This window comes from Oerskovia sp. NPDC056781 (assembly GCF_042789955.1).
Taxonomy (GTDB): domain Bacteria; phylum Actinomycetota; class Actinomycetes; order Actinomycetales; family Cellulomonadaceae; genus Oerskovia; species Oerskovia rustica.
On record NZ_JBHUAD010000115.1, the window covers coordinates 1 to 12608 of the forward strand.

General features: G+C 74.1%; 13 protein-coding genes. 7 read left to right on the plus strand and 6 right to left on the minus strand.

The features are described 5' to 3' along the window. Positions 1-25 precede the first annotated feature (25 nt). The 5 genes from ACFRCR_RS11290 (at position 26) to ACFRCR_RS11310 (ending at position 4741) form a co-directional block, all read left to right on the plus strand. A complete protein-coding gene (locus ACFRCR_RS11290) occupies positions 26-922 on the plus strand; it encodes an SIS domain-containing protein (RefSeq protein WP_377677591.1) in 897 nt (298 codons plus the stop codon). Then, on the plus strand, positions 919-1995 hold the full coding sequence (locus tag ACFRCR_RS11295; RefSeq protein ID WP_377677593.1) for an ROK family protein: 1077 nt from the start codon (positions 919-921) through the stop codon (positions 1993-1995). Before ACFRCR_RS11290 ends, ACFRCR_RS11295 begins: the two co-directional genes overlap by 4 nt. Continuing rightward, positions 1992-2963, plus strand: a complete 972-nt coding sequence (locus tag ACFRCR_RS11300) for a 1-phosphofructokinase family hexose kinase (protein WP_377677595.1) — start codon at positions 1992-1994, stop codon at positions 2961-2963. Before ACFRCR_RS11295 ends, ACFRCR_RS11300 begins: the two co-directional genes overlap by 4 nt. Beyond that, positions 2964-3800, plus strand: a complete 837-nt coding sequence (locus ACFRCR_RS11305; protein WP_377677596.1) for a ketose-bisphosphate aldolase — start codon at positions 2964-2966, stop codon at positions 3798-3800. Positions 3801-3871: 71 nt separating this feature from the next. Beyond that, positions 3872-4741: a general stress protein gene (locus ACFRCR_RS11310; protein ID WP_377677597.1), complete on the plus strand. Its 870-nt coding sequence runs from the start codon at positions 3872-3874 to the stop codon at positions 4739-4741. A 1-nt stretch (position 4742) separates the two neighbouring features. Here the strand turns inward: ACFRCR_RS11310 and ACFRCR_RS11315 are convergent, their stop codons facing one another. From ACFRCR_RS11315 to ACFRCR_RS11325, 3 genes are all read right to left on the minus strand, one after another. After that, a complete protein-coding gene (locus ACFRCR_RS11315; protein ID WP_377677599.1) occupies positions 4743-5735 on the minus strand; it encodes a TetR/AcrR family transcriptional regulator C-terminal domain-containing protein in 993 nt (330 codons plus the stop codon). 81 nt (positions 5736-5816) lie between these two features. Beyond that, positions 5817-6662, minus strand: coding sequence for an ABC transporter permease (locus ACFRCR_RS11320; RefSeq protein WP_377677601.1), 846 nt, complete (start codon positions 6660-6662; stop codon positions 5817-5819). Beyond that, the gene (locus tag ACFRCR_RS11325; RefSeq protein ID WP_377677603.1) at positions 6659-7666 is read right to left on the minus strand and encodes an ATP-binding cassette domain-containing protein; all 1008 of its coding nucleotides are present in this window, start codon (positions 7664-7666) and stop codon (positions 6659-6661) included. Before ACFRCR_RS11325 ends, ACFRCR_RS11320 begins: the two co-directional genes overlap by 4 nt. Before the next feature lie 128 nt (positions 7667-7794). On the opposite strand from ACFRCR_RS11325, the gene ACFRCR_RS11330 reads away from it, so the two are divergent. Continuing rightward, a complete protein-coding gene (locus tag ACFRCR_RS11330) occupies positions 7795-8544 on the plus strand; it encodes a class I SAM-dependent methyltransferase (RefSeq protein WP_377677605.1) in 750 nt (249 codons plus the stop codon). 91 nt (positions 8545-8635) lie between these two features. Here ACFRCR_RS11330 and ACFRCR_RS11335 read toward each other — a convergent pair whose 3' ends face one another. From ACFRCR_RS11335 to ACFRCR_RS11345, 3 genes are all read right to left on the minus strand, one after another. Beyond that, positions 8636-10177 carry an aminopeptidase P family protein gene (locus ACFRCR_RS11335; protein ID WP_377677608.1) on the minus strand — a complete coding sequence of 514 codons (1542 nt, stop codon included), beginning with the start codon at positions 10175-10177 and terminating at the stop codon, positions 8636-8638. A 97-nt stretch (positions 10178-10274) separates the two neighbouring features. After that, on the minus strand, positions 10275-11180 hold the full coding sequence (locus ACFRCR_RS11340) for an alpha/beta fold hydrolase (RefSeq protein ID WP_377677610.1): 906 nt from the start codon (positions 11178-11180) through the stop codon (positions 10275-10277). Between the two features lie 203 nt (positions 11181-11383). Beyond that, entirely contained in the window at positions 11384-12001 is a 618-nt protein-coding gene (locus ACFRCR_RS11345) for a LysE family translocator (protein ID WP_377677611.1), read from the minus strand. Positions 12002-12119: 118 nt separating this feature from the next. On the opposite strand from ACFRCR_RS11345, the gene ACFRCR_RS11350 reads away from it, so the two are divergent. Continuing rightward, positions 12120-12608, plus strand: a 489-nt coding sequence (locus tag ACFRCR_RS11350; RefSeq protein ID WP_377677613.1) for an Lrp/AsnC family transcriptional regulator, incomplete at its 3' end; no start/stop codon positions are given.

Below are 12608 nucleotides of genomic sequence, written 5' to 3' on the forward strand. Positions count from 1 at the left end.
GGCCCCACCAGAAGGGTTTGACACCATGAGCACCTCCCACGTCAGCGTCGAGATCGCGAGCCAGCCCCAGGTCTGGCGCGAGGCCGCGAGCCTCGCGGCCGAGCGTGCCGCGGCCCTCCCGCAGCCGGGCGAGCGCGTCGCGATCGTCGGCTGCGGCACCTCCTGGTTCGTCGCGCAGGCCTACGCGGCCCGCCGCGAGGAGCTGGGCCAAGGAGTCACCGACGCGTTCGCGGGCAGCGAGTACCCGGTGGACCGCGACTACGACCGGGTCGTGGCGATCACGCGCTCCGGGACCACGACCGAGATCCTGCACCTCCTCGACGTGCTCGGCGGCCGTCAGCGCACCCTGGCGATCGTGGGGGATCCCACGTCCCCGGGAGCTCGGGCCGCGGACGACGTGGTCGTGATGCCCTTCGCCGACGAGCAGTCCGTGGTCCAGACCCGGTTCGCGACGGCCGCGCTCTCGCTCCTGCGCGCGGGTCTCGGCGACGACGTCGAGGCGCTCGCGGCAGCGGCCGAGGACGTCGTGGGGTGGCAGGTCCCCGACGAGGTCCTGGCTCGCACCCAGTTCACGTTCCTGGGCCGCGGCATGGCCGTGGGGCTCGCGAACGAGGCGGGGCTCAAGATGCGCGAGGCCTCGCTCGCCTGGGCCGAGTCGTACCCGGCCATGGACTACCGCCACGGCCCGATCAGCATCTCCGACGAGACGAGCGCGGTGTTCCTGCTCGGCGCCGAGGTCCCGGGGCTGGTCGAGGACGTCGCCCGGACCGGTGCCCTGGTGGTCCGCTTCGACGAGGACGCGCAGCTCACGCTCGTGCGTTGCCAGCTCCTCGCGGTCGCGAACGCCGAGCGCAAGGGCCTGGACCCCGACGCCCCGCGCCACCTGACGCGCTCGATCATCCTGGAGGACGTCGCATCATGAGGCCAGGGGAGGAGCAGGTCGCCTTCCCCGCCGTCCAGGAGCCCGCGTCGCCGTCGCTGCACCGGTCCTCGTCGTCGCCCTCGCCGTCGTCGCGCGGCAGGGCGGCGGCGGGGGCGGGGCTCCGCCCGGCGGTGATCGCGCTCGACGTCGGCGGGACCGACATCAAGTCCGCGCTGGTCGCGCGCGGTGAGCACCCGGATGCCCGCGACGAGATCCTCGTCGAGCGCGTGGCGCCCACGCGCGCCGCGGAAGGGCCCGAGGCCTCGGTCGCCGTGGTGCTGGCCGAGATCGAGGCCCTGCGTGCCGAGGTCCCGGAGGGCCACCAGGTGCGGGGCGTGGGCCTCGCGGTGCCCGGCGTCGTCGACGAGGACGCGGGCGTCGTGCGGAACGCCGAGAACCTCGACTGGGTCGACCTGCCGCTGCGGCAGGTCGTCGCGGACGCGACGGGACTGCCCGTGGGGTTCGGCCACGACGTGCGCGCGGGCGGCCTCGCGGAGGCCAGGCTCGGCGCTGGCCGTGGCGAGCCCGACCACGCGTACGTGTCGGTCGGGACGGGTATCGCCGCGGCGATCGTGCTGCGCGGCGAGGTCTACGCCGGGCGCGGCTTCGCGGGCGAGCTGGGTCACGGGGGAGTGCGCGGCGGGACGTCGTGCCCCTGCGGCGGCAGCGGGTGCGCCGAGACCTATGCGTCGGCCGCCGGGATGGCGCGCAGCTACCGCGAGCTCACGGGCGCGTCGGCCCACGAGGTGCCCGGCTCGGCCGAGGTCCTGGTCCGTGCGAAGGCCGGGGACGCCGTGGCTCGTGAGGTGTGGGACCGCGCGGTCGACCGGCTCGGCGAGCTCGTCGCCGCGATGGTCCGCGTCCTGGCCCTCCCGGTCGTCGTGATCGGCGGTGGGCTCGTGCGCGCGGGCGACGACCTCATGGTCCCCCTCGATGCCGCGGTCCGGTCCTACCTGACGATCCACCCGGCACCTCGTCTCGTCCCGGCCGTGCTGGGCTCGGCCGCCGGCACGTACGGCGCGACCGTCCTCGCGTGGGACGCCGTGTCCACGAGCGACCTGGAGCCGATGTGACGGGCGACCGGCGGGTCCTGTGCCTCACGCCGAACCCGGCCTGGGACGTGACCTACGGCGTCGACCGCCTGGACCCGGGCGAGGCGCTGCGCGTCCGTTCGGTCGCGGCCCGCGCGGGCGGCAAGGGCGTCAACGTCGCCCGCGTCGTGCGGGCGCTGGGCGGCGACTCGGTCGCGGTCGCCCCCGTGGGCGGCCTCCTCGGGCCGGCGTTCGCGGCGGACCTCGAGGCCGCGGGGCAGCCCGCCGCGCTCGTGCCCGTCGCGGGGGCGCTGCGGCAGGCGGTCGCGGTGGTCCCGGAGCGCGCGGGGCCCGACGACGGCGGCCACCCCACGGTCCTCAACGAACCCGGGGCGCCGCTCACCGCGCAGGAGTGGGCGCTGCTCGTGCGCACCGCGGTCGGGCTCGCCGGGGACGGGTCGGTCGTGACGATCTCCGGCTCGCTGCCTGCGGGCACGACGCAGGACCGGTTCGTCGACCTGGTGCGGTCGCTGCGCGAGGCCGGCTGCCCGGTCCACGTCGACGCCTCGGGGCCGGGCCTGCTGTGGGCCGCCCGGGCGGGCGCCGACCTCCTCAAGCCCAACCGTGCCGAGCTCGCCGAGGCGACCGGGGTGCCCGGCCTCGCCGAGGGCGTGGCCGCGCTGCAGGCGCTCGGGGCGCGCGCCGTCGTCGTGACCGACGGCGAGAAGGGCCTCGCGGCGTTCGAGGCCGGGTCCACGACCCCGTCCGCCCGCGCGCGGCTCGACGTCCCCGTGCACGGCAACCCGACGGGAGCTGGCGACGCGGCCATGGCGGCGCTCGCGGTGAGCGTCGGGAGGCCCTGGGCCGAGCGACTGGCCCTGACCGTCGCCACGTCGGCCGCGGCGGTGCTGCAGCCGGTCGCGGGCGAGGTCGACCCCCAGGACGTGCGCCGTCTCGGCGCCCGCGTCCTCACCGAGAACCTGACCGACACCAGCACCACGGAGGACTGAATGCCGCTCGTCACCGCCCACCAGCTCGTCGACCGGGCCCGCGCCGAGAGCCGCGGGGTCGGAGCCTTCAACGTGATCCAGGTCGAGCACGCCGAGGCCTTCGTCGCCGCGGCCGCCCGCGCGGGCACGGGCGTCGTCCTGCAGATCAGCCAGAACGCCGCGCGCTACCACGGCGGCCTGGAGCCGATCGCGCTCGCGACGCTCGCCGTCGCGCGGGCGTCGAGCGCGCCGGTCGTCGTCCACCTTGATCACGCCGAGGACCGTGCCCTCGTGAGCGAGGCCGTCCGTCTGGGCTTCACCTCGGTCATGTACGACGGGTCCGCGCTCGACTACGAGCAGAACGTCGAGGCCACGGCCGACGTCGTGCGCGAGGCCCACGCCCGCGGCGTCTTCGTCGAGGCCGAGCTCGGCAAGGTCGGGGGCAAGGACGGCGTGCACGCGCCGGGCGTGCGCACCGATCCCGCGGAGGCCGTCGCGTTCGTCGCGGCGACCGGGGTCGACGCGCTCGCGGTCGCGGTCGGCTCGTCGCACGCCATGACGGACCGGACGGCGTCGCTCGACTTCGAGCGGATCGCCGAGCTGCGCGCCGCCGTGCCCGTCCCCCTGGTGCTGCACGGCTCGTCGGGGGTCGCCGACCACGACCTCACGCGCGCGGTCAAGGAGGGCATGACGAAGATCAACGTCTCGACGCACCTCAACAACACGCTCACGCAGGCGCTGCGGGCCTACCTCGACGAGCACCCGAGCGTCGTCGACCCCCGCAAGTACCTGGGGGCGGGCCGGGACGCGATGCGCGACGAGGTCGTGCGTCTGCTGGCCGTGCTCGACGCGGTCTGAGCGCACCGGTCGGCGCTCCCCCCTGAGCGAACCCCCTCGCCTCACACCGACATGTACGGGAGACTGGGCAGATGAGCATGACTCGTCCCAATTCCGCGCCCAAGGTCCCGACGCCGCCGAGCGGGGAGCAGGTCGCGTCCTACGCGACCTACCTCGAGGCGCAGAAGGCCGTCGACTACCTCTCCGACAACAAGTTCGCCGTCGAGTACGTGACCATCGTCGGTACCGACCTGCGCATGGTCGAGCGGGTCATGGGCCGCCTCACGTACGGGCGGGTGGCGCTCGCGGGTCTCGCGTCCGGTGCGTGGTTCGGTCTGTTCGTGGGTCTGCTGCTGTACATGTTCAACAGCGGTGGCGGGCTGATGCTCGCGGCGATCGGTCTGGGTGCGGGCTTCGGCCTGCTGTTCTCGGTCCTGTCGTACTCGCTCACGGGCGGCAAGCGCGACTTCACGTCGTCGAGCCAGATCGTCGCGTCGTCGTACTCGCTGCTGTGCCTCGCCGAACGGGCGGGCGACGCGCGTCGCCTCCTGTCCCAGATGCCCGACGGCGCAGCGGCCATCGCCCGTCAGGTCCCGCCGGTCGCGGGTCGGCCCGGTCAGCCCGCGCAGCCGGGCCAGTGGGGTCAGCCGGGCCAGGCGCCCGGACAGCAGCAGGGACAGCCGGGTCAGCCGTGGGGGGCGCAGCAGCCGCAGGTGCCCGCTCCGGGCGCGAGCCCGGTCCAACCGGCCGACGCCCCGGCCCAGCCCGCACCGCCGGTCCGGACGCCCGATCCGCGCTGGACCACGCCGTCGGGTGCGCCCCGCTACGGCGCGATGCGCAGCGAGGTCACGCCGACCGCACCGGCCGACGGTGCACCGGCCGAGGGACAGGGCGCTCCGGCGGCCGACGGCCAGGCCGCGGCCGACGGCCCGGCCGACGAGACGTCGTCGGGCACGCGCTAGGTCAGCGCCCCGCCCGCTCGGTGGCGGCCTTCGCCGCGTCGCGCTCGCGTCTGCGCGCCTCCTTGAGCCGCTTCTCGGCCTCCCGGACCGCCTTCTCCGCCTCGCGGCGCGCCTTGGACGCTTCCTTGACCTGGGGGTCGCGCGCGTAGAGCTCGGCCGCCGAGCGGTCCTCTGGCGAGGGGAGAGGCGAGTCGGCGCGCTCGGCGGGCGAGCGGTCGATGTAGACCCCGATCCCGTCGAGCACGCGCTCGAGGCCGAACACGACGTCGTCGACCCCGTCGTCCTCGCTCAGGTACGCGCCCGACGCCACGACGGGGTGCAGGAACGGGAAGCGCTCGGGCGTCACGAGCTCGGAGAAGACCTCGGCGTACGCGGCGCCGCTCACGTCGCGACCCGTCGGGTCCTGCCGGGCACCGCGCAGCTCGCGCTGGATCCGGGCCGCGCTCTGCGCGTAGCTCGTGACGAGCATGATCATCGCGAGCTTGTCCTCGTCCGTGAGCGAGGTGCCGTGCATCGCGCGCAGGCCCAGGTCCACGAACCGCAGGTTGTTGGGCGTGAGCGGCACGCCCTGGACCGCGACGTCGAGGAACCACGGGTGGGCCTCGTAGACCGCGAGCGTCGCGAGGGCGAACTCGCGCAGCCCGCGCCGCCACGTCGGCTCGTCGCCGTCGGGGATCCGCCCCTCCATGACCGCGTCGACGTCGGCCCGGGCGCCCGAGGGGAGGTCCACGTCGATCGCCTGCTCCTGCATGAGGAGCAGCAGGTCGTCCTTGCTCGTGACGTAGCGGTACAGCGACATGGTCGTGTACCCCAGCGCCGCGGCGAGCTTGCTCATCGAGAGCGCCGCGAGTCCTTCGGCGTCGGCGATCTCGATGGCCTGCTCGACGATCCGCTCGATGCTCAGCTCGCGGCGCGGGCCGCGCTGCGGGTTCTCGGCCACGCCCCACGCCAGGGCGATGGCGTGGGGCAGGCCGGGATCGGTGGTGTCCGTCATGGGTACATCATCGCGGGTCCGGTCGGTGGCGCGCCGGGACGGGCCGCGGCCACGTCGTCACGCACCTGCTCGGGACCGCGCTCAGTGCGCCGTCCGGCGGCGGTACAGCACCGAGGCCAGGGCGCACGAGACCGCGAACATCCCGACGAGCCACGCGATCGCGGGCACGAGGCTCCCCGCGGTCGAGGTACCCGAGAGCAGGGCGCGCAACGTCTCGATGATGGGGGTGAACGGCTGGTGCGCCGCGAAGCCGTGCAGCCACGTCGGCATGGTCTCGACCTGGACGAACCCGCTCGACAGGTACGGCACGAACAGGAAGAACATGTTGAAGCTCGCCGCGGCGTCCACGCTCAGGACCAGGCCCGCGAGGCAGCTCAACCAGGTGAACGCGAGGACCATGAGCGCGAGGTAGCCGGCGACGCCCACCCAGCCGCCCAGGTCCGCCCCAGGGCTGAAGCCGAGCGCGACCGCGACGAGCAGGACGAGGGTCGCCGAGACGAGGTTGCGGACCGTGCTGGCCAGGACGTGGGCCCACAGGACCGACGGTCCGAAGATCGGCAGGGTCTTGAATCGGTTGATCGTGCCGCTCGTCATGTCCTGCGCGACGGAGAGCGCGGCCGTCGCCGAGCCGAAGCCCAGGCAGAGCACGAGGATGCCCGGTACGACGTAGTCGACGTAGCTGCCGTCGTCCTCGATCGCCCCGCCGAACACGACGACGAACACGAGCATGATGAGGACGGGCAGCATGAGGGCCGTGACCAGGCCGTCGACGCTGCGCAGCGTGCGGCGCAGCTCACGACCGGTCATGGCCGAGACGTCGCGCAGCGCGCTCGCGGGGGAGTGCCGGGTGGAACGGGCGGCGCTGGTCGTGCGCCGGCCGGGGGCGGGGCGCGTGGCCCGGGCGGTCTCTGGGGTGGTGGTGCTCATCGGTGGCCTGCCTCGGTCGTGGCGGGGACGTGCTGGGTCGTGGGAGCGGGGGCCGTGGACTGGCTCGCAGCCCGGGAGCCTCGTGTTCCCGTGAGGGCGAGGAAGACGTCGTCGAGCGAGGGCTTGACCACGCTGACCCCGGTCACGGGGATGCCGCGCTCGTCGGCCAGCGCCAGGACGTCGCGGACCGTGCGGAGCGGGTCGGTCGTGGAGACCATGGCCGCGAGGTCCTTGGGGTCGATCCCGGAGATCTCGAGCCCGAGGTCCTGGACGGATGCGAGGGCGCGGGGGTCCTCGACGTCGACCCGCACGTGCTGGCCGGGGACAAGGGCCTTGAGCTCGCTCGCGGTGCCGCGAGCCACGATGCGCCCGCCGTCGAGGACCGCGATGGTGTCGGCGAGCCGGTCGGCCTCCTCGAGGTACTGGGTCGTGAGGAGGACCGTGATGCCGTCGGCCGCGAGCTCACGGACGACGTCCCACAGCTCGGTGCGCGACTGCGGGTCGAGGCCGGTGGTGGGCTCGTCGAGGATCAGGACCTGCGGGTCCGCGACGAGGCTGATCGCCAGGTCGAGGCGGCGGCGCATGCCACCCGAGTAGGTCTCGACGCGACGCCGGGCGGCGTCGGTCAGGTCGAAGCGGTCGAGCAGCGCGGCCGTGCGGTCCGCGACGACGGCGCGGGGCAGGTGCGCGAGCGTGGCCATCATCGCGAGGTTCTCCTCGCCCGTCTGGAACCCGTCGACCGAGGCGTACTGGCCGGTCAGAGCGATGACCTCGCGGACCCGCGCGGCCTGTCGGACGACGTCGTGGCCCGCGATGCTCGCGGTCCCGGAGTCCGGCCGGACGAGGGTGGTGAGGATGTTGACGGCGGTGGTCTTGCCCGCGCCGTTGGGTCCGAGCAGCGCGTAGATCTCGCCGCGCCGGACGGTCAGGTCCACGCCCTGCAGGACGGCGTGGGATCCGTAGGCCTTGGTGAGCCCCCGGACGTCGATCATGGGGTCGGGCATCGCTACCTCCGTGTGCGTCGCAGACTGTTGTGTACTCCCTACACTGTGTAGACCATACGCACTGTGTGTGACGTACACAAGAGGGCAATTCTCGTGACCGCCGCAGAGGTGCCGGTTAGCGTGGCCGCATGCACACCGCCACCCACCAGGCCGAGTTCCGCGAGGCCCGCCTCGTCGAGGTCTACGACGCCCAGAACACCTGGGGCCCCGACGACGACTACTTCCTCGCTCGCGCGACCGAGGGGCTGGGCCCGCGTGTGCTCGATCTCGGGTGCGGCACAGGACGGCTGACCGTGGCGCTGGCCGCCACGGGGCACCGCGTGACGGGCATCGATCCCGCCGACGCGTCGCTCGACGCGGCCCGGCGCCGGCCCGGTGCCGAGGCCGTGACCTGGGTGCACGGGACGTCCGCCGACGCGCCCGCAGGCGCGTTCGACGTGGCCCTCATGACGAGCCACGTCGCCCAGTTCTTCGTCGCCGACGACGAGTGGGCGGGCGTCCTCGAGGACCTCCGCAGGGCCCTCGTGCCCGGCGGGACCCTCGTGTTCGACACCCGCGACCCCCGCGACCGCGCATGGGAGTCGTGGCACACGCCCGACGAGCGAGACCCGGTCGTCCTGGGCGACGGTCGCGTCGTCCAGACGTGGTGCGAGATCACGGGTGAGCGCGACGGCGTCGTCGACTTCACGCTCGGCTACGAGATGCCCGAGGGAGACGAGCTCCTGTCCACCGCGACGCTCCGGTTCCGCCCGGAGGGGGAGGTGCGCGCGAGCGTCGAGGCGGCGGGGTTCGCCGTCGAGCAGGTCTTCGGCGGGTGGGCGTGCGAACCCGTGGGCGAAGGTGCCGGCGAGCTGCTCGTCGTGGCGCGCGCCGTCTGACGGACCGGCGCGACGAGGGCGGGCACGACGAAGGCGGCGCCCCGAGATGGTGTCCTCGGGGTCGCCGCCTTCGTGGTGCTGAGGGGCTCGGTCAGTCGCGCAGCGACGCCATCCACGCCTCGACGTCCTCGGGGCGGCGGGGGAGCGCGGCCGAGAGGTTCTCGTTGCCGTCCTGCGTGATCAGGACGTCGTCCTCGATGCGGACACCGATCCCGCGGTACTCCTCGGGGACGGTGAGGTCGTCGCTCTTGAAGTACAGGCCGGGCTCGATCGTGAAGACCATGCCGGGCTCCAGGACGCCGTCGACGTACAGGTCGCGCCGTGCCTGCGCGCAGTCGTGCACGTCGAGGCCCAGGTGGTGGCTCGTGCCGTGCACCATCCAGCGACGGTGGAACTGACCCTCGGGCGCGAGGGACTCCTCGGCCGTCGCGGGCAGCAGGCCCCACTCGGCGAGGCGTTCGGCGATGACCTCCATCGCGGCGGCGTGGATGTCGCGGAAGCGGGCTCCCGGGACGGCGACCGCGAAGGCCGCGTCGGCGGCGTCGAGCACCGCGGTGTAGATGCGGCGCTGGACGTCGGTGTAGGCACCGTCGACGGGCAGGGTGCGCGTGACGTCGGCCGTGTAGAGCGAGTCGACCTCGACGCCCGCGTCGAGCAGCACGAGCTCGCCCGCGCGGACCTGGCCGTCGTTGCGGATCCAGTGCAGCGTCGTGGCGTGCTCGCCCGCGGCCGCGATGGTCTCGTAGCCGACCGTGTTGCCCTCGAGGCGGGCGTGCGCGTCGAACGTCGTCTCGATGACGCGCTCGCCGCGGCGGTGCTCGGTCGCACGGGTGAGGTTGCGCACGACCTCGGCGAAGCCCTTGATCGTCGCGTCGACGGCCTCGCGCATGTGCGCGATCTCGAGCGCGTCCTTGACGAGGCGCAGCTCCGAGGCGGCCTCGACGAGCGTGGCGTCCGCAGCGGCGTCGTCGGTCTGGCCGTTCTCGAGGCGGATGGCCTCGACCAGGGCCTCGATGTTCTCGTCGGCTCCGGTGACGACCAGGAGGACGACGTGCTCGCCGACGTCCTTGGCGAGCGCGTCGCGCAGCTCGTCGACGTGCGCGGCCTCGATGCCGGTCACGGTGGTGACGTCGTCGAGGCTCGGGCGGGCGCCGACCCAGAACTCGCCGTAGCGCGAGTCGGCGTAGAACTCCTGGGTGTCGCGCGCCGCGAGGGGACGCACGTACAGGACGGCGTGGTGGTTCGAGCCGTCGTCGCCCGTGCCGGGCTCGACGGGGTGCAGGACCAGGACCGCGTCGGGCTCCTGGTCCGTGCCGAAGCCCGTGAGGTGCGCGAACGCCGAGTGCGGGCGGAACCGGTAGTCGGTGTCGTTCGAGCGGACCTTGAGCGGCCCGGCAGGGATCACGAGGCGCGCGCCGGGGAAGCCCGCGGAGAGCTCGGCGCGGCGGGCCGCGGTGTACGGCGCGGCGACGCCGGCCTCGACGTCGCTGCTCGCGCGCGGCGCCCAGCCGCTCGTGATGAACGCCTTGAAGGCTTCGGAGTCGGGCCGGTGCGACCGGTTGTCGTTCCGGGCGGCGATCTCCTGCTCGGACTCCGCGGCCGGCGCGCTGACAGGGGTGGTGTCGTTGCTCATGGGTACCAGTCTCCCATCGGTGTCGGGGAAGAGGCATGCGGCCCGACGGCGGCGCTCGCCCTCGGGCGTCGGCCGCGGCGGGCGCGTGGTCGCCCGGTCAGGCGGCCGCGCCGACGAGCCTCTGCTCGCGCGCGGGGGACCAGCGGCTCGTGAGGTCTCCGAGCGCTCGGGTCAGCGCGGCGTTGAAGGCGTCGGGGGCGTCCAGGTTCACGTCGTGGCCGGCCCGCGGCACGACCACGAGCGCGGTGCCCGGCACCGCGTCGAGGTAGCGCTTCTCGTCGAGGCGCAGGTGGTCGCGCTGCCCGTTGATGAGCCACACCGGCACCTTCGCGGAGCTCAGGTCCGCGCGCGACGAGCGGCCCGCGAGCTCGTGCAGCACGTCGGTCACGACCTGCCATGCGGGCCTGCCGGGGAGCTGCGGGTCCGCGAACGATCCGGCGCCCGTGAGCTGTGCCGAGGCCCGGGCACCCCCGGGAAGCGAACGCCCGGCGCGCAGCGCGTCCTGCACGCGCCCCAGGGCGCGGCGGGTCGCGGTGCCCGCGGCGTCCACGAGGGCGGCGGCCTCGCGGAACAGCGCGACAGGCTTCCCGCGCGGGTCGGCGCTGCACGCGCACGCCACGACCCCGGCCAGGCGCTCGGGGTGGCTCGCCGCGTACGCCAGGGACGTGTACCCGCCGAGCGACATGCCCACCACGACGACCGGGACGTCGTCGGGGAAGGACGCGACGGCGTCGTCCAGGATCTCGAAGGCCCGTGCGAGCGTGAACCGCTCGCCGCTGCGCTCGCCGTGCCCCGGCAGGTCGACCGCCACCGCGAGGTGGCCCGCCTCGCGCACGTGGGCGAGCTGACGGCCCCAGATCGCGTTCGACGTGCGCACCCCGTGCACGAACACGACGGCGGCAGGCGACCCCGCCGCGGACGCCTGCGCGAGGCTCGGGAGGAGGTCGATCGACGGGGAGGACAGGGCGGGGGTTGCCCGGAGGGCGGGCTGGCTCTTACGCATCTCTTCGGATGCTGCCAGCGCCACCTGGGAGCGCTGCGAAAGCCCGGCGCTGCTCACGTGAACGTCCTGTGCGGGCCTTGGGACGGAGACCCGGAGCCCCGGAGCCCCGGAGACACAGACGCTCGGCCGAAGGCTCGAAGGCTCGAAGGCTCGAGGTCTCGTCCCTCGGGCTGGGGCCACGGGCGGGGCGGGGCCCCAGCGGGTCATCCCACCACCTGCCCGAGGACCAGCGCGGCGCCGATGAGGATCATCGCGACGCCCGAGAACCGCGTGACGACCCGCGACGCGCCGGGTCGCGAGCGCAGGACGCGCCGCGCCCCGACGGCCACGAGCAGGTAGACCACCGCGCAGCCGACCATGTGCACGGCGCCCAGCACCGCGATCTGAGCGCCGACGGGCCAGCGACCCCCCGGGTCGGTGAACTGGGGCAGCAGCGCCAGGAACAGCAGGAGGACCTTGGGGTTGAGCCCGCTCGTCCCGAGCCCCTTCGCGGCCTGACGCACCCACGACCCGCCGGCGTCGTCCCCCGCCGTGACGGGGCCGCCGGGGCGGGCGAGCATGGTCACGCCGAGCCACCCGATGTACGCCGCGCCCAGCAACGTCAGGACCGTGAGGAGGGCCGGCGAACGGGACACCAGCATCCCGACCCCCGCCGCGACCACGAGCGCGGTCGCGAGATGGCCGACCAGCATCCCGCCCACCGCGGGCAGGACGGACCGGTGCCGCAGGCCGGCCGTGATCGCGTACGCCCAGTCGGCACCGGGGGTCACGACGAAGAGCAGCGACACCGCCCAGAACGCGGCGATGGTGGCGACGGACATGCTTCCTCCCGGGGCGTGGGCGCCGACGTCCGGCGCGAGAGAGACGTTAGGTCGGAATCAGCCAAAGGTGCTTCCAACTTCTTGCCCTGGATCACGCCCTGATGGAAGGATCTTGCGCATGGACGACATTGACCGCCAGATCCTTGCCGAGCTGCAGCAGGACGGCCGGCTCACGCTCACCGAGCTCGCCGAACGGGTCCGCCTCAGCGTCTCGCCGTGCCACCGTCGGCTCCGGGCGCTCGAACGCTCCGGGGTCATCAGCGGCTACCGCGCGCACCTCGACGCGGCCTCGGTCGGGCTGACCTTCGAGGCGCTCCTGTTCGTGACCATGCAGTCCGCGACCCGGGACACGCTCGAGGCCTTCGAGACCGCGGTCGTCGAGGTCCCCAACGTCCTGCAGGCCCAGCGGCTCTTCGGTGATCCCGACTACCTGCTGCGCGTCGTCGCGAGCGACCTCCAGGGCTTCCAGGTGCTCTACGACGAGCGGCTCTCGACCCTGCCCGGCGTGATGCGCCTCAGCTCGACCCTCGTCATGAAGAGCGTCGTCGAGGACAGGGCGCTGCCGCTGTCGGCGCGCGTCGCGGCCCGGCGCGACGGGCTGCGACGC